A 19,968-nucleotide genomic window follows, 5' to 3' on the forward strand; every position below is an offset into this window, starting at 1 on the left:
AAAAACCCGGCCAGATGGCCGGGTTTTTTGTTAGATGGTGATGCCCTGAAGCTTCCTGAATAGGGTCACCGCATAGCGATCCGTCATGCCGGAAATGTAATCCATCACCCGCATCAGGCGGCTATAGAGGTCGGGGGCCGCCATCAGTTTGCCCGACAGAAGCTTGTCGATGCGGTCTGCCTGCGGTGGCAGGCGTTTGCCGTGGTTTTTATGCTCGTCAATGTCGATGGCGGCCCGAACAAAGCTATCCAGCAGGCCATTGATGACTTCAAACCCGGCCATTTCAATCGGCAGGACATGCGGCGCGTTATAAATCTTTTGCACCGCTAGTTTTTTGCACGCCTTGGCATAGGGGCCAAGCGGGGTGTTGGCCAAAAGATCACCTTCAATGGTGCCGGCAAGCAATGCGTCTTCATGTTCGATGAAGGCATCAACGGCGGCCTTGACCAGATTGCCAATCGCCTTGCCGCGCAGGAACCCGATCCGGTCATCTTCGGATTTTTCGGCATACCAGCCTTCCGAACGCAGGTCTTTCCAGCGTTGTTCAGCATCGCCGTCGTATTTTTCCGGATGGCGGGCAATCGGGGCCAGCGCACGTTCGACTTCCTCGAAACTGACACAGCCCAGTTCCCAGCCATCTTCAAGATCGACCACGGAATAACAAATGTCATCGGCCGCCTCGACCAGATAGACCAGCGGATGACGCCGCCATGCGCCATCAAATCCTTCAAGCGGTGACAGGCCGCAAACCCTGGCAATCGCCTGCGCAATGTCGCGTTCGGCCTGATAATAGCCGGGCTTTTTAAGACCGGTATATTCCTTGCGGCGCGCGTCAGGGACCGACGTGCTGCGCGGATATTTGATGAAACTGCCCAGCGTGCCGTATGTCAGGTTAAGCCCACCGTCAAAGCGCTTCATTTCAAGCTGACTGATGATGCGTAACCCTTGTGCGTTGCCTTCGAAGTGACGCAGGTCTTCAAGTTCCGGCCCGGAAAGGCGTGATGTCAGTTCATCCTTGGCAAGGCGCGATGTGGTGAACCATTCATTGATGGCGTCCTCGCCGGAATGCCCGAATGGCGGATTGCCGATATCGTGCGCAAGGCACGCGGCCTGCACCATATACCCGATATCGGCCACGGTGGTTTCCGATCCCTTGGGCAGTTTTTTGACGATATGCGCGCCCGCCATCAGCCCCAATGATTGCCCGACCGAGCCGACCTCTATCGTGTGGGTCAGGCGGGTATGGACATGATCGTTTTCGGAAAGGGGGTGAACCTGCGTCTTGTTTTGCAGACGCCGGAACGAGGATGAGAAGATTACCCGGTCGACATCGATCTGAAACGGGCTTCGGCCATCCGGTGTCGGATAAGGGGCACCTTCGGGCAGGCGAATTTTGCCATCCTTGAATTCAAGCCGATGAGAAGAAAGAAGATCTTCCCAGCGCATTTTATCGCCGGAACCCTGTACAGACGACGCCACTTTTTACCCCTGTCCAAATCAAATGTTATTATCGGGCAACTTTAACGGGCCGGGGAGTCCGGTGCAATCGGACAAACAGTCTTTGACCCGATTGCACCGCGTTTATGGGCGATCAGCCAAAGAACCAGCTTTGCGGGTTATCAATCGGACGGCCATTCAAGGCGCGCAGAAGGCCGATCACATTACGCCCGATAAACCAGGCGGTGGTGTAAAGCGCCATCAACCCGACGACAGCCCAACCAAGAAGCGGGATCCAGCCAATCACGAAGGTGAAGAAGCCAAGAATGATGGCATAAAGGATGCTGATCCAGAAGGTGCGGATCACAAACGTGTAGTGGCTGTTGGTCCAGTGATTGTCGTCTTCGCGCGCGACATAGGACACAATCAGCGCAATCAAACCGGTGGCAAAGGCCGTAAACAGGGTTGCGATCATCAGCCCGTAGCAGACAGCGGCCGTATTCCCGCCGCGCTCGTCAGTATAGCGCGGTGCATTGTCAAAAGACGCATCCTGACCGTGGATATGGTCGTTCATGGATAAAATCCTATCAAGTTGTCGCAATCCCCATCGCGTCTGCCAGATCATATAACCCAAAAGTTTAAAAATGCTATCCCATAGCGGCATCTTGCGCCTTTGCGGGTATCTTGGGGCCCTTTCACGCGGATTTTACGCCCGGTTTACCGTGTTTTGCCTCGACTCTTGGCAAATTCGCCCTACATTTGGCGCCATGTTGTCAATTGACCAAAAACAGGAATTTCCGCATGTCGGACTATGATTTTGATTTGTTTGTTGTTGGTGCCGGTTCGGGTGGTGTGCGTGCCGCCCGCGTGGCATCGGGATATGGTGCCAAGGTTGCCATCGCCGAAGAAAGCCAGGTCGGCGGTACGTGCGTGATCCGCGGCTGTGTGCCGAAAAAACTGCTGGTCTACGGCGCACACTTTGCCGAGGATTTCGAAGATGCATCCGCCTATGGCTGGACCCTTCCGGGCGAACCAAGCTTTAGCTGGAAGACCCTGATCGAAAACAAGGATACCGAGATCAATCGTCTCAATGGCATCTATAAAAGCCTTCTGAAGGGATCGAATGTCGAGCTGTTTGAAAGCCGCGCGGTCCTGAAAGATGCCCATACCCTTGAGGTCGGCGACAAAACGGTGACTGCCGAACGCATTCTGATTGCTGTCGGTGGAACGCCGGTCATGCCTGATATTCCGGGTATCGAACATGCGATTTCATCCAATCAGGCCTTCCATCTTGAAGACCTTCCCGAACGCATCGCGGTTGTTGGCGGCGGATACATTGCCGTTGAATTTGCCGGTATCTTTGCCGGTCTTGGCGCAAAGGTGACCCAGTTCTATCGCGGCGATCAGATCCTGCGCGGATTTGATAACGATATCCGCAACCATCTGGCCGCCGAAATCGTCAAAAAGGGCATTGATCTGCGTCTGGACACCAATGTCACGGCGATTGAAAAGAATGACGACGGCTCGCTCAGCCTGACGCTGACCGGTGGTGGGCATCAGGAAGTCGATGCCATCATGTTTGCCACAGGGCGCGAACCCAAAACCCACGGTTTGGGTCTTGAACAGGCCGGGGTGGAACTGAACGACCGCGGGGCAATCAAAACCAATGCCGGTTTGCAGACCAGCGTTCCAAACATCTATGCCGTTGGCGATGTCCGCGATCACGTGCAACTGACCCCGGTCGCGATCAAGGAAGGCATGTCATTTGCCGACACAGTCTATGGCGGCAAGCCTTGGTCAATGTCCTATCAGGCCATCCCGACCGCGGTCTTCAGCCAGCCACCGGTTGGCACCGTCGGGCTTTCCGAGGAAGAAGCGCGCGATAAGGGCAAGGACATCGAAATCTATAAATCGACCTTCAAGCCGATGCGCCACACCCTGTCGGGACGTGATGAAAAAACGCTGATGAAGCTGGTCGTCGACAAAACCACTGATGTGGTGCTTGGCGCCCATATGGTCGGCCCGGATGCGGCTGAAATCATTCAGGGCATCGGCATTGCTGTCCGCATGGGTGCAACCAAGGCGCAGTTCGATCAGACCGTTGCGGTTCATCCGTCTGCGGCAGAGGAATTCGTCACCATGCGCTTCCCGGTCGCGAACTAGGCAATCTGTTTTAACGCAAAAAGGCGGGACCTGATTGGTCCCGCCTTTTTTGTTGTTCTTGTTTGGTGTCTTAGCCCCCGGCAAGGCCCGGGAAGATGATCAGAAGGGCGACGGCCAAAATCTGAAGGCAGATAAAGGGCAGAAGCGACTTGAAGATATCGCCAAGCGATATGTCGGGGGGCGCGACCGATTTCAGGTAAAAGGCCGCAGGCCCGAACGGTGGCGACAGGAAGCTTACCTGCATGTTCATGGCAAACAGCACGCCAAACCAGACCGGGTCATAGCCAAGCTCTTTTACGATCGGCACAAAGATCGGCATGGTCAGAAGCGCAATACCGACCCAGTCAAGGAACATGCCCAGCACAAACAGGATCAGCATCATGAACAGGATGATGATGGTCGGATCATCGGAAATGCCGGTGATCAGGGTTGAGACAAACTTGATCCCGCCCATCAGGTTGAATACGCCGACAAGGGCCGATGCACCGATGCCGATCCAGACAATCATGCCGCAGGTCGAAAGCGTTTGAAGTGCTGCCGCCTTAAGCATCGGAAGCGAAAACTCACGCCGCAGAACAGTGGAGGCGATCACACCGGCCACACCCACGGCCGATGCCTCGGTCACGGATGCGATGCCACCATAGATCGACCCCAGAACGCAGAACACGACCAGAATGGGCAGGAAAAGGCCCTTGAGCAGGCGGATCTTTTCTTCGCGCGGGATTTTTTCGGTCTGCGGCGGCGGGGCAATGTTGTTACCGGTGTAAGAGCGGAACAACACATAGGCGACATAGAAGCCCGCCAGCATGAAGCCCGGCAAAAAGGCCGAGGTGAACAGATCGCCGATCGATACGTTCGCGGTCAGGCCATAAATGATCAAAACAATGGATGGTGGCACCATGGTGCCCAGTGAGCCGCCAGCACAGACAACGCCGATGGCGAGGTTCTTGTCATAGCCCTGACGCAGCATCTGGGGCAGGGCGATCAGGCCCAGCAGAACAATTTCGCCACCGATGATACCGCTCATGGCGGCCAAGATCACGGCAACAAAGATTGTTTGAACGGCAACACCACCTTTAAGGCGTCCGCCAAACAGGCGCATGGCATCAAACAAATCGCGCGCAATACCGGATCGGTCAAGGATGGCCGCCATCAGGACGAACATCGGCACCGAGACGAAAACAAAGGATGAAACGAATGAATAGACCCGGCTTGTAATCAGCGGCACTGCCATCGGGCCGAACCAGCCAAGGGTAAAGATCAAGGCAATCAACAGCGTGACAAATGCCAACGGCATGCCGGTCACAAGGAAACCAAGCAACATGACAAACATGGCAAGTGTGCCGAATTCGATGCCAAGGGACTGTAAATCAAACATTTAAATGTATCCTGTTGCGCTGCTTGGCATGGCCGTGCGAAGACGCATCAATTGATTGGGCACGAGGCGCTGATTATTCGGTCGAAGTGTGGGATGCCGGCATGATCGGTGCCTTGCGGGCATAGTTGAAGGCCTGAACCAGGAACTGAACCATCAATACAATCAGGACCACCAACAAAAATACCTTAAGCACGCCCGGATAAGGCGCATTGAACGCACTGCCGGTTGTTTCAAGGTGGATGTCACCGGTGGGCGTAAAGACAGCACGTTCGACCATCAGCCAGGCGGCCCAGGCAAAGAAACCCGATGCGATCATGCAGACCAGCGAAATACAGATATCAAGCGTCTTGCGCATTTTCGGTCCGGCAATGTCATAAAGCAGGACAACGCGAATATGCTTGTCGCGCGCGGCACAATAAAGGCCGCCAAACACAAAGCCGACAGCACAGATAAAGGTCGTGGTTTCGTGCGCCCACAAGGTCGGGCTGCCAAAAACGTGACGTGCCACGATCTCATAAATCAACGTCGCCATGGAAAGCAGAAATCCAATGGCGAACACGCTGGAAACCTTCGTAATCATCTGGCCCAGAAGACCGGACACCTCAGTTGCCTGATCGGTGCTTTCTTTAAGTTCGGGAAGTTCGGGCAACGGTGAGTGTTGCGGGGTGTCAGACATTTCTGCGTTCCTTGCATCAACAGGAAATACAATCCGGCAAGGAGGGAGGCCTTCAGTCCCGATACGTCTCGGATCACGGAACCAGCCGGATTGTATCCCAGCAGTTTGCCGGCAGCAACACGGCGCGTTGCTGCCGGCGAAAAAGCTGTTCTGTCTTAGATCATACCCTGTGACTTAAGGTAGTCTACAAGGGTGTCGTATACACGCTGTGCATCTTCCGAACGTGCCGCGACTTTTTCCCACTGGCTGGTGGCAATCTGACGGAATTTCGCACGCTCTTCAGCCGACCAGTTGTGGATGGTGACGCCACCTTCCGAACGGGCCTTGGCAACAGCTTCCATGTCTTTCATCGCCAGACGTGCATCCATGTCATGGGCCAGATCGCGGACCGACATTTCAAGGATCGCCTGGATATCAGCGGGCATGGAATCCCACTTGGTCTTGTTGATCGATACTTCAAGCATCGGCATGGAGTGGAAGCCCGGATAGACCGGATGTTTTGCAACATCATGCAGACCCATGGCCTGGTTGGTCGAGAACACGGTCGCATCCGCAGCATCGATCACTTTTTTATCAAGCGAGGTGAATACTTCGGACTGCGGGATGTTCACCGGCGATGCGCCGGCTGCTGCGAAGACCTGCTGAACCATGCCTTCCGGGGCACGCATTTTCAGGCCTTTAAGATCGGCAACGCCATCAAGCGGGACAGAGGAAACAAATGCTTCCAGGCCCGGGGTAACGGCACCGACGAACTGCAAACCACGCGGGTTCAGAAGGCTGTTCATCAGTTCCTTGCCGCCGCCATATTCAACAAAGCGCAGCATTTCGGACGGTGCCGACCATGCGCCAACCGGGTTGGCGATCAGGCCGAATGCCGGATCTTTACCGGTGAAATAGCTGGTATCGGTGATGTGACCGTCAAGAATGCCAGCGGCAATTGCGTCCTGGGTTTCGGCATGTTCGACAATCGAGTTAACCGGAAGCATTTCCACGGAAACGCGGCCACCGGTCATGACGCCGACACGTTCGGCCCATTCCTGTTCCAGCTCGAAGTTAGGCACGCCAGCAGCATCGCTCGACTGCATCTTGAGGGTAAATTCCTGTGCATTCGCGGCAAACGGCGCCGTTGCAATCAGGGTTGCGATAAAGCCTGCACCTGCAAGCGATTTAAGAGTCTTGGTCATTCGTCTTCTCCCTAAAATGCCTTATTTTCCGGCAGTATTCTCTTTGACAAAGGAAAAACTGCCGTCTTCACGCTCCGCCAGTCGGTCAAGGACCGTGGCAACAACAGTTTCAAGCGGGGCATCGATAAAGACAGTCACGCAATTCTCGTCCGGCCCCGGCGGCTCGAGAGCTGTAAACTGGCTGTCTAAAAGTGCGGATGGCATGAAATGACCGACGCGGCGTTCAAGCCGGGTCTGGATCACTTCGCGCGTGCCATCCAGAAAAACAAAGGTGATCGGGTCGAGGTGCCTGCGCAACACATCGCGATAGCGACGTTTAAGCGCAGAACAGGCGATGAAAATGGCCTGACCGGACTTCGCGCTCCCGGCTTCCCCATCAGTTGAACCAGCCTGCGTGCGGGCCGCTGCTGCGACTGCATCAAGCCAAGGCCAACGCATATCGTCATTGAGCGGAAGACCACGACGCATGTGTTCGACATTCGTGCTTGGATGGTGATCGTCGGCGTCCAGATACATGGTATCTGTCATGCTTGCCAGACGACGCGCGACCTCGGTTTTGCCCGATCCGCTCACACCCATGACAACGACATACTGCGTTTGCCGGTTCATTGAATTCGATGCACTCACTGATTTTCAGGGCGGGTTTTACTCTTGGACTGCCCTGTTGTGTTATAATGTTAGCGCTAACATAATGTTAGCGCTAACATTGAGTCAACAGCCGAATTTCCGGTGTTTGCTTTACCGTCACAAGGTGCTTGTCGGTTTGGAAAAGACGTAATAAATGTAAGGTTATGAGGAAGCGCAAAGGGGCCGGACGGCCAACAATATCAGATGTTGCCGAACGGGCTGGCGTCAGCACCATTACGGTCTCACGCGCGTTGCGCGATCCGTCAAAGGTGTCTGATCATCTGCGACGAAAAATCAACGATGCGGTGCGCAAGCTTAATTATGTGCCCCATTCGCATGCCAGTGCGCTGGCCTCGACCCGGTCAAATGTGATCGGTGTGATCGTTCCCTCCCTGACCAACAACGTGTTTGCCGATACGCTGCGTGCCATTTATGACGAGCTCTATAAGGGGCCGTTTCAGGTGCAGCTTGGCAACTCGCGCTATGTTGCCAAGGACGAGGAACGCCTTGTGCGCACCTTCCTTGGCCAGGGCCCGTCAGCCATGATTGTTGCCGGGGTTGATCAGACCGATGTAACCCGCGAACTTCTTGAAAATGCCGAATGTCCGGTGGTCCAGGTCATGGATATCAGTGACGACCCGATCGATATGATGGTCGGGTTTTCGCATTTTGAAGGCGGGCGGGCCGCCGGGGTGCATCTGGTGCAAAAGGGTTACAAACGTATCGGTTTTCTCGGCGCACGCATGGATCCGCGCTCGCACCGCCGTATGGAAGGTTTCAAGGAAGCCTTGCGATCTGGCGGGCGATATGACCCGGACCTGATGATGACAACAACCGATTCTTCAAGTGTTTCGCTTGGCGGGCATTTGATCGAACAGTTGCGCAAACGCCGTCCGGACCTTGATGCCGTATTCTGCAACAATGATGACATGGCGCTTGGCGCACTGTTTGGCTGTCAAAAGGCCGGTATCTCGGTCCCCGATGAAATGGGCATCATCGGCTTTAATGATCTTGAAATGATGGCGGCAAGCTACCCGTCACTGACTTCCATCCGAACCGACCGCTATCAGATCGGCAAACGGGCCGTGCAAATGATCAAAAGCGTGCTGGACGGCGAAGCCCCGGAACAAAAAATCATCGATCTTGGTTTCGAGCTTCAGTGCCGTGAAAGCACCATGCGCCCGAAGTCAAAAGCGCGCTGATAACTCTTACTCAGGCATTGGAAACTGAACGCTAAGCTCTGACAGGCGTTCACGTGGTCCGGTGATTTTGATCCGCGTTCCGTCGGTATCGAACTGACGATGAAGGATGGTGATGCCGTCCTCTGCGCAGGCTTGTTCCAGCGTTCCGGCATCGGAAAATCCGGCAAACAGTTCGGCTTCGCCTTGCGGGATATATTCGATGATCTCGGCGACGTCGCAAACCGCATTGGCCGCCCCGCTATAGGCGCGCACCAACCCGCCGGTGCCAAGCTTCGTGCCGCCGAAATAGCGCGTCACAATTACCGCAACATTGATCAGATCCCGCCCCTGAAGGACTTTGAGGCAGGGGATGCCCGATGTGCCGGATGGTTCCCCGTCGTCCTTGCCGTGTTCAATCAGCTGGCCTTCGTCATTAAGATACCGATAGGCGTTCACATGATGATTGGCCTTGGGATGGAGGGTGCGCAATTCATCAATCCGCTTGGCCAGATCATCGTGAAAAACGAGTTCGGCCAGAAAGCGGGACTTCTTTTCTTCGGTTTCGGCAAAGGCAGGGCGGGCGATGGTTTTCATGGCGATGTGCTATCAGAAATGGTCGGCTTGTGCCAGATGACATCTCCGACCCGAACTGGCGTTTGACCGTTAAGACGCAAACAGTTTGCCAACCAGAATGACGCCAAAAATGATCAGCATGATCAAAACAACCTTGCGGAAGGTTTCCGCATCCATCCGGTCACGTACCCGCGTGCCCAGCTTGGTGCCCAAATAAACCGGCACCAACCCGGCAAGCGATATCCACAGCGTTTCAATTGTCATCAGCCCCAATCGCGCAAGGCCAAGTGCCATGACAATGCTTGAAAGGCTGAAAGAGATATTGATCGCCGTCAGGAAGCGTTTGGGCTCAAGCCGCATGGAAAGCAGGAAGGGCAACACCGGCATGACCTGCGATCCGGTGATGCCGTTGATCAGGCCGGTGGCAAAGCCGGATATCGGCGCCAGTCGCCGTGCAAGCTTGTCAGAGAGCGGCTTGCCATGACGAAACAGGGTAATCGCCCCGTAATTCATCAACACCAACCCCAAAACCGCACCGGCCAGAATGCTGTCGACCATTTCAAGCACGGCAAGCCCGATCAGAATGCCCGGAATGGTCGCCAGAAACATCGGCCAGAACCGGCTGATCGTTTCACGAAAGTGACCCGCCTGGGCCATGATGATAGAATTGCTGACAAGCGATGGAATGATCACCAGCGGCATGCCCGCCTTAAGCCCCAGCCCAAGCGCCAGGATCGGCAAGGCCGATGTCGAAAAGCCAAGCCCGGTTGCCCCTTTGACGAAGGCGGCAACGAAATAGGCACAGGCAATTATCGCAAGTGTTTCAAGGGGCATTGGGGATCCGGCTGAACGGTGGCGCTGCTGGTGGTGGTAGGCGCTGGCAGTGTGCCCGCAAATCATGAACTGTGCAATTGGTCTGATGATTGCGCAGTGCCGGATTCGCACTACCTTGTTTGGTATGACGAATTGGCAGTCACCGGTGCATCTTGCATGAATTCACGGTTATGGGTGGAATTTTGCGTGGTTTTTGGGTCGGTTGGCAAAAAATTGCGGGATTTTATTGTCCAAACGTCGAGAAGGGGTGGAAATGCGTTTGCAAAACCCGTATCAAGTTTGGCCCGGTTGCATGACCGGATGCCAAGGCGGAAAACCGCCGGACAACTGGATTTGTGTTATAATGGCGGCATGATGATGAACATGCCGGATTGAGAGGAAGCAAATGAGCAAGAGCTGGAGCATTGAAAGCTGGCGTAACCTGCCGATCAAGCAGGTGCCGACTTATCCTGATGCACAGGCCGTAAAGGCCGTAGAGCAAGAGCTCGGCAGCTATCCTCCTTTGGTGTTTGCTGGCGAGGCGCGTGCGCTTAAGGAAAAGCTTGGTGACGTTGCAGAAGGTAACGCCTTCCTGCTGCAGGGCGGCGACTGTGCCGAAAGCTTTAAGGAATTTCACCCCAACAACATTCGCGACACCTTTAAGGTGATGCTGCAGATGGCGGTGGTTCTGACCTATGGCGCGGCATGCCCGGTGGTCAAGGTTGGCCGTATGGCTGGCCAGTTTGCCAAGCCGCGTTCATCTGACACCGAAACCATCAATGGCGTCGAACTGCCAAGCTATCGCGGTGACGTGGTCAACGGGATCGAGTTCACCGAAGAAGCCCGTATTCCGGACCCGCAGCGCCAGATCCGCGCCTATAACCAGTCGGCAGCGACGCTGAACCTGCTGCGCGCCTTTGCGCAGGGCGGTTTTGCCGATCTGACCAAGATCCATCGCTGGAACCTGTCATTTGTTGATGGCAGCCCGGCCGGTGAACGTTACAGCAAGCTGACCACCCAGATTGATGAGGCGGTTGCCTTCATGGAAGCATGTGGCATCACGGCTGAAAGCGCGCCGCAACTGCGTGAAACCGATTTCTATACCTCGCACGAAGCACTTCTGCTGGGGTATGAGCAGGCACTGACCCGTCAGGACAGTCTGACCGGTGAATGGTATGATTGTTCGGCCCACATGCTGTGGATCGGGGACCGTACCCGTCAGGCCGATCATGCTCATGTTGAGTTCCTGCGCGGGGTGAAAAACCCGATCGGCATGAAATGCGGACCGACCATGGATGAGGATGACCTGATCCGTCTGATCGATATCCTTAACCCGCAGAACGAAGCCGGTCGTCTGACCCTGATCGCACGCATGGGTGCAGACAATGTGTTTGATAACCTGCCGCGCCTGGTCAAACGTGTGAAGGCCGAAGGCCGCAAGGTCGTTTGGTCCTGCGATCCGATGCATGGCAACACGATCAAGGCATCAAGCGGATATAAAACCCGTCCGTTTGACGCGATCCTGTCAGAAGTCAAAAACTTCTTTGACGTGCACAAGGCCGAAGGCACCCATGCCGGCGGCGTTCATTTCGAGATGACTGGCACCGATGTTACCGAATGCATCGGTGGTGCACGCGAAGTCACCGAAGACGCGCTTTCTGATCGTTACCACACCCATTGCGACCCGCGCCTCAATGGCGGACAGGCCCTTGAGCTTGCGTTCCTGATGGCGGAAATGATCAAAAAAGAACGCGACAGCGTGCGCGCAGAACAGATGGCTGCTTCTGCTTGATTTGATCGGTCGGGTTGATATTGTCACGGGCGTCCGATTGTCGGGCGCCCGTTTTTTATTTTATTTTTCAGGTGGTTACTGCTGTGAAGCGCTCAGCCTTTCCCGATTTTCGGGCGTCAACCTTCGACGACAGAAAATTGTACCTTTCCGTCATTTTGATGATCGTGCTGTTCAAGATCGCTGTGTTGCTCATTTGGGGGCCAGGAATTGCACCGGATACCGGTGGATATACACGCTTTGCCGAGTTGATATTGGAAAGTTCGGATTGGTTGACCGACGCCGGTCTCGAGGACAGTGCAATGCCGACAACTGTCTTCAGAATAGCCGGATATCCTATGTTCATTGCGCTAACGCAATTGATCTCCTCAGAGAATTGGCAGTGGATTGTTGTTCTTTCCCAGTTCTTGCTGTCAGCGGTATCGCTTTACAGTCTTTCTCGCCTTATTTCCGCGTTGGGTATGAAGCCTTTTCTTGGCGCGTTTAGTTTGCTGGCGACGGGGCTTTCGTTATCGTTGCTTTTGGACAACATGATCTTGACCGACAGTTTTGCCACGAGCCTCTTTGTGATTGTGCTTAGCGAAAACGCGGTTGCCACTTTACGTGGACGTCCCTTTGGGTTTGTTCAAGCGCTACTCTTTGGTATGCTGATCACCCTTGCCTTCCTTGTTCGCGAAGGCGTAGCGATCCTCTCAATCCTGTTTGTTATGCCGTTTTTAGTTCGCGCTTTTGTGGCCGAAAAAAAGACGTGGAGATCATGCGCTGCAATCGCGGTTTTCTTCATTCCACTTGTCCTGAGTAGCCAGATATACATGTCCTGGAATGAGGGGCGGACAGGATACCGCTTTGTCACATCCGGAGGGCAGACAGTTTATCTGCAGGGGCTTTTTGACGCCGCCGAGAAGGACCAACGGATTTTCTCTGGCAATGAACCAATTGAAATTGCCGCGCGTGATTATGCGAAAGATTACGCGTTTTCTGAGGTTCTCTCTGTTCAGGCTAGCTTGTTCAATAACGGGTATGTGGCACCTGAACTGGCCAATATGTCAAAGCAAAAATACTTCGAGAGTTGGCTAGAGTATCCTGGTTCAATGCTAAGGATGACGATCGGTCACATACGCGAAAACTATGCAATGCTGCCTTTTCGGCCCTTTGACGCTGTTAGGCAGACAGGTTTCTGGATAGAAGGTGTAAAGCCATGGCCGGACTATCGCGAACTTCGCAAGGATATGTTTAACGACGTTGACTTATTGGTCCTTTTCGTTGGGGAAATGGTCGAACGTGCAATTGCGGTCATCATTACGATCGCTTTCGTCGTTGTACCAATTATCTGGTTTGTGCGTCTCTGTAGGGGAAGGACGGAGCGATACAGAGAAATACTGGTTTGTTTGGCATTATGGGCCTTTTATTTCGGGGTTCTGATTGCACACGCTATGGTACATTTGGAAACGCGCTACCTAGCTGCCGTGTTGCCGTTCTCAACCTTAATTGGTTGTCTTTGCCTTCAGCGGATGGTTCGCGATTGGAGATTCTCTAAAGCTAAGTCCTAATGTCGTCGACGGGATTATGAATCCATTTTCTTCCAGCCAGAAACTGTAGAGGCGCAGCAATAATAATTACGAGAAGAGGTGCTAATTCGGGCGCTGCGCCAATCTCTAAAACAATCCACATAAGTCCGGCAAAAACCGTGGAATACCCAGCATAAATTAATAGTGATTTGCCAGCATTTAGGATTGTGAGCTTCTCATTATACACAAACGGGGCCATCATTGTTGTCTGAACAATAAATGATGCCAGAAGGCCTACAAAATAGGCAGTCATTGGGATTAAAAATTGCAAGGCAATTAGATAGGCTGAATAACTTACAACCGTTGTGATTGCGCCCAGACCAACGAATTTAGCAACGGATTTCATTTGAATGATATCTCAAGTCGAAAATGAATCAAGGCACATTTGGCGAAGTGGGCCACTAAAGAATGCAGCTATCCTGTTTTCTCACTAAATTGGGAAAGTCTTCCGTGTTGTACTGCAAGCCAGTTCCAAAGAAAGAATCGGTTGTCCTCTTTGCCTGTCCTATGCGCTATCCATTTTGTGTTTGGATAGTTCATTTTCACTCCTGGAACAACAATCTTTGATGTTGGCTCAGGCATTTTTCGCATCCAGTCTGCCAACGGGATGCCAAAGCCTTTCTTCTTACGATTTATCGTTTGGCTGGGCACCAGCGGTTCTAGAGCTTTCTTGAGTAGGTACTTTCTTTGACCGTTCCGGATTTTGAAGTGCGATGGCAGCTTGATGCAGAAATCAACAATGTCGTTGTCGAGGAAGATAGCACGCGTCTCTAGCGACGACATCATGGATGCACGATCGACCTTGGTCAGGATGTCATTTTGCAGATAGAGGTTGGTGAAAAATGTCAGTAGTCGGTCAGTTCTGTCCACAGCAGAATTGCTATCCCAGATTTCCATGGCTTCGGAGTAAAGATCCTCAAGAGGAAGGGGCTCTTCGAAGAACTCTTTCATTTGGTCAGGAAACAGTGGCGCCATCCAGACAGGTGCCCAAACAGATTCCTGATACGACAATCCAGCAAGTGTTCGCCGAAGCTTGAAATCGAAACTCATGTTGCGACCGGATTTCGGAAGTGCGTTTGCAAGTCCGGTAAACAACTTGTGCGCGAGATCTGGCACGTATTTCTTGTAGGCCTGTGCCGGCTTGAGAGCCAAAAAAGGGTCATACCCAGCAAAAAGTTCGTCGGCCCCATCGCCCGAAAGTGCAACTGTAACATTTTCCCTTGTGAATTTACTTAGAAGGTAAGTCGGAAGCAAAGAGGCGTCACCAATTGGCTCGTCCAGTTGCCCCAGGACATCCGGAATGAGTTCTTGTGCGTTGGCAAGGTTTAGCATTCTAAGATGATGAATGGACCCCGCGTGCTCGGCAACCAACTGAGCGTAACCCGACTCATCATAGGATGCTTCCTCGAAGCCAATGGTAAAGGATGATACCTTCCTATCTTTGGCATTCTTGGCTGCTGCACACAAAATTGCGCTTGAGTCGACACCGCCGCTCAGGAAAACCCCGAGAGGGACGTCACTTACAAGGCGGCGAGAAACTGATTGCAAAATAAGTTCCTGAAGATGTTCTGCAAGTTCGTCATCTTTGGCTGCGGTGAGGTTGTCATCCGGGGTGATCAAAAATTCCCAATACTTGGTGATCTTCGTGTCAAGTGTATCCAGTTCGACAGTCATTTGCTGGCCAGCTGGTAACTTAAGGACATTCTCAAGCAAACTGTTCGGGGCAGGAATGTAGCCGTAAGCAAACAGTTTCTGCAGGCCAAAGTTGGATATATTGCCGTCGATCCCGGAATGTTTTTCCAGCGATTTCAGTTCGCTTGAAAAGGCAAACAGATCACTTTTAGCTGTATAAAATAGCGGCTTTTCACCAAAGCGATCACGGGCGAGGTAAAGTCTGCCTCGTATCTTGTCGATAATAGCAAAGGCAAACATGCCGTTCAGGCGTCGAGCCAGATCGGTGCCCCAGTAGCGATAGCCATGAATGAGAACTTCGGTATCAGAGTGCGATGTCTGAAAGACGGCACCTAATGCTTCAAGTTCTGTTCGTAACTCGGGGAAGTTATAAATCTCGCCGTTAAAGACGATCCCCGTTTCATCTGACGCGTCCCACATCGGTTGGGCACCGCCTTCAATGTCTCTAACAGACAGACGACGATGCCCTAAGTAGATATGTTTTTCTTCGTCGAAGTAAAACCCTTCCCCGTCGGGGCCGCGATGTGCCAGTGCATCAGTCATGGCATGGATATCTGAGCGACTACCCCGTCCCACAAAGCCGGCAATGCCGCACATCGCTATTCTTGCTCCATATTGACCGTCTCTTTGACGAGGTAAGGGCTGCGCCCTTGAGATTCAAAGTATGTTCTGACAATCATCTCCGCCAGAAGGCCGAGTAGGATACACATTACGCCGACCAGGAATGTCATCGTAACGACAAGCGGTAGTGGGGTCTGGATCATTGAAGTATTTTCAAAAAATTTCAGCCAAAGCATCCAGATTGTACTCAGAAAAGAAGCGAAGAAAGACACAAGTCCAATTCCGCCGAACACATAGATCGGTTTGACCATGTGACGGTCGAGGAATTTCACGACCATAAGGTCCAGAAGCACTTTCGCTATCCGCTCCAAACCGTACTTTGACTGCCCAAATTGACGGGCATGGTGCTGAACCGGAATTTCACAGACCTTTGCGCCCATCCATGTGGCGTAAATGGGAATAAACCGATGCATTTCGCCATAAAGCCGAATGCCTTTAACAACATCTTTCTTATAGGCTTTGAGCGTGCAGCCGTAGTCGTGAAGGTGGACACCAGAAATCTTTGAAATCAGTCTGTTAGCCAAACGGCTGACAAAGTTCCGGCGTATGGCCGCGTCTTGACGGTCTTTGCGCCATCCAGATACGACATCATAGCCTTCTGCCAGTTTGCCGAGCAGTTTGGGGATGTCGGCAGGATCATTCTGCAAGTCGGCATCAATTGGAATGATGACTTCGCCTGACGCATGATCAATGCCAGCCATCGTGGCTGCGGTTTGGCCGTAATTTCGGCGGAAGTTGACGATTTTCAGTTCAATTCGCTCCTTTGCCGCATCTTGCAACAGCGAGAAAGAGTTGTCTGAGCTTCCGTCATTAACGAAGATTACCTCGAATGGTTTTCCCATTTCATCGAGGACAGAGAGCAAGCGTTCGCAGAGCGGCTTTATGCTTTCTTCTTCGTTATATATCGGAACGATGACCGACAATTCGGTTAGGTTGCCAGTTTGAGAGTCAGCTTGCGCCACCTGAATGCCCTGTTATCTGCTACTTTAATGGAATAGGGCAATGGTTAGCATGATAACATTGGAAACGTCCAGATTTTGCCGCATCTACCTTGTTGCATCTGGCAAAGTTTCAAGTCTCTTTGTTGCTAGTTGACGACTCAAAATATCAATTTGTTGCGCAATCGGCATGAATTCATAAAAAACATCTACCAATGGCCAGTAAATATTCTTAAGTATGGGTAATTGCAGGGTGTTCCTGACAGACGATTAAGGGCGAGGGGTCGCAACGGGTATGATGGACGACGCTGAATTCAGCGCATGGCAAAAGAAGGTGGAGGGAACCAACATTTCCTCGACCACGCTTTTGGCGACCGACTATCTGAACCATTTCAACGAGATCGTCATGCTGCTCGAAATGGTGCCCGACATGCCTGACATGATCGAGGACTGCAAGGAATGGGCGCCGAAAAGCTATCAGGAGCATTTCCGCGATAGTGCCTTTTCCGACAAGGAACTGGCGATTGAGGCCTATGAACACGTCCCGCCGAGGTTCCGTCGCCCGTTCGAGGAAACCATCGAGCACCTCAATACGATCGTGGCACATGCGGTTTCGCAGCTTGAAACCATCATCGAGACGGGTGATGAAGACCTGCTGCGTGTGACGGCCAGTGCAGTAACAACCTCGCTTCAGAAATTCATGGATGTCGCCAGTGGCATTATCCACGGTTCGGCCAAAACCATGAGCCAGGACGAGATCGACGCGGCCCTGGCACTTTAATCCATGTCGACGTTTTCATGTATGCGGACACAAAAAACCGGGACTGCGAACAGCCCCGGTTTTGTTTTTGTCTGGTCGACAAGCTAGGCGTGATCAGTCCGTCATTTTGGCGAGTTCACCATCAAGACGTTGAATTTCGGACTGCAACAGCGGCAAGACATCGGCGCGGGCGGTGGCGACAATTTCCTGCATATTTTTAAGCGCATGTTTTGCCATGCCGTTGGCATTTTGCTGCATGAACATGATCGTCATCTGGGCTTCGATATCGGAATAAAACCGACGTACACCGGTGATAATTGCCGGATCGACTTCAAAGGTGCGCTGGGAATAGCGCATGGTTTCCCAAACCATATCGTCAAGCTTGTGGCGTTCACGCGGGGCGAGATCTGCCGAATGCCATGTCATCGGGCCTTCCGGATAGTCGGCAATCCAGGTTTCGACCTTTTCGATGTTATCGACAAACTCCGCCTCAAGCGATCGTTCGAGGTTATAGACATCAGACGTGCTTTGATAACGGTCGAAATCAACGGCAATTTCAAAACCGGCAAAGCTTGCCAGATACACACCCAGAACGGTTGATGCCAGAATGATGCACTGGGTAAGCCAGAACTCGGTATTGGGCTGGCCACTTACGCTCAGAAAGCGAAACGGGGCGAAAAGTCCGCGCATGGGCTAGTGTCCTGTATTGGTAAGATTGAATTGGTGGCGGTCTTCAAGCGCGCTTGCCGGGATTTCACCCGTGCGTACAAGGAAATTCTCAAAGGCGATTTGAAGATCAACCGGTTCTCCGATTGGAAGACCCTGTTCGCGTGCCATATCCTCAAGCCGTTCCACCCGATCACGTGGATGGGGATGGGTTGAGAGATAATCCAGCAAACTGCGGTCGCCTTGAAGCTGTCCCAGCTTTGCAAAGGTGGTGGATGCTTCTGCGACATGGCCGTATTTGGCCATCAGGATGCGCAGGCTCCAGTCATCGGCATCAAGTTCCTGACTTCGGGAATAGTCCCGATCAGCCAGAAGTTTCGGCCAGCTTGCAGCCCAGGTGGTCAGAACCGCATCGGTCTGAAACATCATGGCCGAAAGTGCGACACCAACGACCTCGCGGCCAATGCCTTCAAGGTGATCGCGCCCGTTATAATGGCCGATTTCATGGCCAAGGATCGACAGCAGCTCGTTCTCGGTATCGACCAGTTCAAGCATTCCGGTATGAACCAGCATCAGGCCACCGGGCAGTGCTGCGGCATTGGGACTGTCATCGGGGATGATCAGAACGTCAAAGTCATAATCCCTTGCCGGGCCAATGGCCTCCTTGGGGATGGAATTGACCAGATCGAGAAGATAGCGTTCCGGCAGGCTGCGTTCATAATCTTCGCGATGTTCTGCGATCAGTCCGGGTTCAAGCTGTGACCAGATGGCAACTTCTTCCTGAACCGAAATGCTGTTTGCCGCCCATTCAACTGCGAGGCCGCTTGCCGTATAAATCCCCCAGCAAATCAGAAGGAACGCGATACTCCCCGACGCAAATTCGGCCAGAAGGTTGCGATGCGAAATATTCACCCCGTCATCGGGAAGGGCAGATGGCCGACCACCCGTCGGGCGATGATCGGTGTAAAGGGCGGTACCGGAAACGATCACCTCGATCATGCCGCGTCCAAGTTCAGCAGAATCAAAGCGCAGACCGATGATGTGGCTTGCGCCCTTGGCATTGGTGCGAAGCCGCAAGATCGCCTCGCGCTTGGCTCTGGTGACGGTGGCTTCGTGTGCGGCCAGTCTACCGCCGACGAAAATGCGCAGGCGCGCCAGAAGATTGCGAAAACGGTCTTCGGCAATGACGACCTTGCCGGTCACCAGTTTGCTGTCATGCAACGTGATGTCATCGGGAACTGCATCCCCGGAATCAAGATATTGATGGGGCAACAACGCTTCGTCGCGTTTGAGCGCGCGTTCATGTGCTCCATCGGCCAAACGGCCGGTTATATAAGCGATTCCGGTCAGGATGGTCAGGGCAATTCCCGGAAGAAACAGATCTTCCATGGTACTGTGCCTGCCCTGTTATTTCAGTCTTACGGCTGTGCCGTATGCGAAAATCTCAGCCGCCTTGTAGGCCACCTGTGACGTTGCGAAATGAACATCGACAACTGCGTCGGCATCCAATTTTTGGGCTTGGGCAATCAGGCGGCTGGTGGCTTCCTGCTGGGCGTCTTCCAAAAGCCGGGTGTAGGAACGCACTTCACCCCCGAACAGGTTTTTCAGCATCGCAAAAATATCAAAAAGGAAGTTGCGGCTGCGCACGGAACTGCCAAAGACAATGCCAAGGTTTTCACTGATTTCGCGGCCTGGAATATGGGAAATGGTTACCGCCGCCATTTCGGCGGCCGCATTGGGGCTGTGGGTCATGTTGTTTGCTCGTATTTTAATTTGTGTTTATTGCCGTGTTTTCACGGTCGCGAGCAATAGATCGGGATGAAGCCGATTTTGCAAGTCATTATCAACACGCTAAGTCGTTGATAAGAATAAAATCACGCTGAAAGACAGCGTACTTGCAGG

20 protein-coding genes are annotated in these 19,968 nt (G+C 53.0%); 6 read left to right on the top strand and 14 right to left on the bottom strand.

All coding sequences use genetic code 11. The features are described 5' to 3' along the window. Window positions 1-30: 30 nt before the first annotated feature. Together AUQ41_RS07120 and AUQ41_RS07125 are read right to left on the bottom strand one after the other, a co-directional pair. A complete protein-coding gene (locus AUQ41_RS07120; protein ID WP_232308327.1) occupies window positions 31-1,479 on the bottom strand; it encodes a deoxyguanosinetriphosphate triphosphohydrolase in 1,449 nt (482 codons plus the stop codon). Window positions 1,480-1,591: 112 nt separating this feature from the next. Continuing rightward, window positions 1,592-2,011, bottom strand: a complete 420-nt coding sequence (locus AUQ41_RS07125; RefSeq protein ID WP_063087371.1) for a hypothetical protein — start codon at window positions 2,009-2,011, stop codon at window positions 1,592-1,594. Window positions 2,012-2,238: 227 nt separating this feature from the next. Between AUQ41_RS07125 and gor the strand changes: the two genes are divergently transcribed. Then, on the top strand, window positions 2,239-3,600 hold the full coding sequence (gene gor, locus AUQ41_RS07130) for a glutathione-disulfide reductase (RefSeq protein ID WP_063087374.1): 1,362 nt from the start codon (window positions 2,239-2,241) through the stop codon (window positions 3,598-3,600). Window positions 3,601-3,670: 70 nt separating this feature from the next. Here the strand turns inward: gor and AUQ41_RS07135 are convergent, their stop codons facing one another. From AUQ41_RS07135 to AUQ41_RS07150, 4 genes are all read right to left on the bottom strand, one after another. Further along, a complete protein-coding gene (locus AUQ41_RS07135; RefSeq protein WP_008891577.1) occupies window positions 3,671-4,978 on the bottom strand; it encodes a TRAP transporter large permease subunit in 1,308 nt (435 codons plus the stop codon). A 73-nt stretch (window positions 4,979-5,051) separates the two neighbouring features. Next, on the bottom strand, window positions 5,052-5,654 hold the full coding sequence (locus AUQ41_RS07140; RefSeq protein ID WP_063087376.1) for a TRAP transporter small permease subunit: 603 nt from the start codon (window positions 5,652-5,654) through the stop codon (window positions 5,052-5,054). A 155-nt stretch (window positions 5,655-5,809) separates the two neighbouring features. Continuing rightward, the gene (locus tag AUQ41_RS07145; RefSeq protein WP_008891579.1) at window positions 5,810-6,838 is read right to left on the bottom strand and encodes a TRAP transporter substrate-binding protein; all 1,029 of its coding nucleotides are present in this window, start codon (window positions 6,836-6,838) and stop codon (window positions 5,810-5,812) included. 21 nt (window positions 6,839-6,859) lie between these two features. Then, the gene (locus AUQ41_RS07150) at window positions 6,860-7,447 is read right to left on the bottom strand and encodes a gluconokinase (RefSeq protein ID WP_063088005.1); all 588 of its coding nucleotides are present in this window, start codon (window positions 7,445-7,447) and stop codon (window positions 6,860-6,862) included. A 182-nt stretch (window positions 7,448-7,629) separates the two neighbouring features. On the opposite strand from AUQ41_RS07150, the gene AUQ41_RS07155 reads away from it, so the two are divergent. After that, on the top strand, window positions 7,630-8,667 hold the full coding sequence (locus AUQ41_RS07155; protein WP_063087379.1) for a LacI family DNA-binding transcriptional regulator: 1,038 nt from the start codon (window positions 7,630-7,632) through the stop codon (window positions 8,665-8,667). 6 nt (window positions 8,668-8,673) lie between these two features. Here the strand turns inward: AUQ41_RS07155 and AUQ41_RS07160 are convergent, their stop codons facing one another. Together AUQ41_RS07160 and AUQ41_RS07165 are read right to left on the bottom strand one after the other, a co-directional pair. Beyond that, entirely contained in the window at window positions 8,674-9,240 is a 567-nt protein-coding gene (locus AUQ41_RS07160; protein WP_063087381.1) for a YigZ family protein, read from the bottom strand. A gap of 69 nt (window positions 9,241-9,309) precedes the next feature. Beyond that, on the bottom strand, window positions 9,310-10,053 hold the full coding sequence (locus AUQ41_RS07165) for a sulfite exporter TauE/SafE family protein (protein ID WP_063087383.1): 744 nt from the start codon (window positions 10,051-10,053) through the stop codon (window positions 9,310-9,312). 18 nt (window positions 10,054-10,071) lie between these two features. On the opposite strand from AUQ41_RS07165, the gene AUQ41_RS07170 reads away from it, so the two are divergent. From AUQ41_RS07170 to AUQ41_RS07180, 3 genes are all read left to right on the top strand, one after another. Continuing rightward, window positions 10,072-10,428: a hypothetical protein gene (locus AUQ41_RS07170; protein ID WP_063087385.1), complete on the top strand. Its 357-nt coding sequence runs from the start codon at window positions 10,072-10,074 to the stop codon at window positions 10,426-10,428. Between the two features lie 10 nt (window positions 10,429-10,438). Then, entirely contained in the window at window positions 10,439-11,824 is a 1,386-nt protein-coding gene (locus AUQ41_RS07175; RefSeq protein ID WP_008891584.1) for a class II 3-deoxy-7-phosphoheptulonate synthase, read from the top strand. A gap of 83 nt (window positions 11,825-11,907) precedes the next feature. Then, a complete protein-coding gene (locus AUQ41_RS07180; protein WP_063087387.1) occupies window positions 11,908-13,371 on the top strand; it encodes a hypothetical protein in 1,464 nt (487 codons plus the stop codon). On the opposite strand, the gene AUQ41_RS07185 is transcribed toward AUQ41_RS07180, so the two are convergent. From AUQ41_RS07185 to AUQ41_RS07195, 3 genes are all read right to left on the bottom strand, one after another. Then, window positions 13,361-13,735: a GtrA family protein gene (locus tag AUQ41_RS07185; protein WP_063087389.1), complete on the bottom strand. Its 375-nt coding sequence runs from the start codon at window positions 13,733-13,735 to the stop codon at window positions 13,361-13,363. The genes AUQ41_RS07180 and AUQ41_RS07185 overlap by 11 nt on opposite strands. 68 nt (window positions 13,736-13,803) lie before the next feature. Continuing rightward, window positions 13,804-15,678 (bottom strand): asparagine synthase (glutamine-hydrolyzing), encoded by a 1,875-nt coding sequence (gene asnB, locus AUQ41_RS07190; RefSeq protein WP_063087391.1) that lies wholly within the window; start codon window positions 15,676-15,678, stop codon window positions 13,804-13,806. Window positions 15,679-15,680: 2 nt separating this feature from the next. Then, window positions 15,681-16,664, bottom strand: coding sequence for a glycosyltransferase family 2 protein (locus AUQ41_RS07195; protein ID WP_063087393.1), 984 nt, complete (start codon window positions 16,662-16,664; stop codon window positions 15,681-15,683). A gap of 271 nt (window positions 16,665-16,935) precedes the next feature. Here AUQ41_RS07195 and AUQ41_RS07200 point away from each other — a divergent pair, with 271 nt between their 5' ends. Next, entirely contained in the window at window positions 16,936-17,421 is a 486-nt protein-coding gene (locus tag AUQ41_RS07200; RefSeq protein ID WP_008891585.1) for a hypothetical protein, read from the top strand. Window positions 17,422-17,514: 93 nt separating this feature from the next. Here AUQ41_RS07200 and AUQ41_RS07205 read toward each other — a convergent pair whose 3' ends face one another. The 3 genes from AUQ41_RS07205 to AUQ41_RS07215 are packed head-to-tail and all read right to left on the bottom strand — an operon-like array spanning window position 17,515 to window position 19,818. After that, a complete protein-coding gene (locus AUQ41_RS07205; RefSeq protein WP_063087395.1) occupies window positions 17,515-18,090 on the bottom strand; it encodes a hypothetical protein in 576 nt (191 codons plus the stop codon). A gap of 3 nt (window positions 18,091-18,093) precedes the next feature. Next, window positions 18,094-19,455, bottom strand: coding sequence for a M48 family metallopeptidase (locus tag AUQ41_RS07210; protein WP_063087397.1), 1,362 nt, complete (start codon window positions 19,453-19,455; stop codon window positions 18,094-18,096). An 18-nt stretch (window positions 19,456-19,473) separates the two neighbouring features. Beyond that, entirely contained in the window at window positions 19,474-19,818 is a 345-nt protein-coding gene (locus AUQ41_RS07215) for a YbjQ family protein (protein WP_083952827.1), read from the bottom strand. Window positions 19,819-19,968: the final 150 nt, after the last annotated feature.

The sequence above is a fragment of the Thalassospira sp. MCCC 1A02898 genome (assembly GCF_001618185.1).
In the GTDB taxonomy this organism is placed as follows: Bacteria; Pseudomonadota; Alphaproteobacteria; order Rhodospirillales; family Thalassospiraceae; genus Thalassospira; species Thalassospira tepidiphila.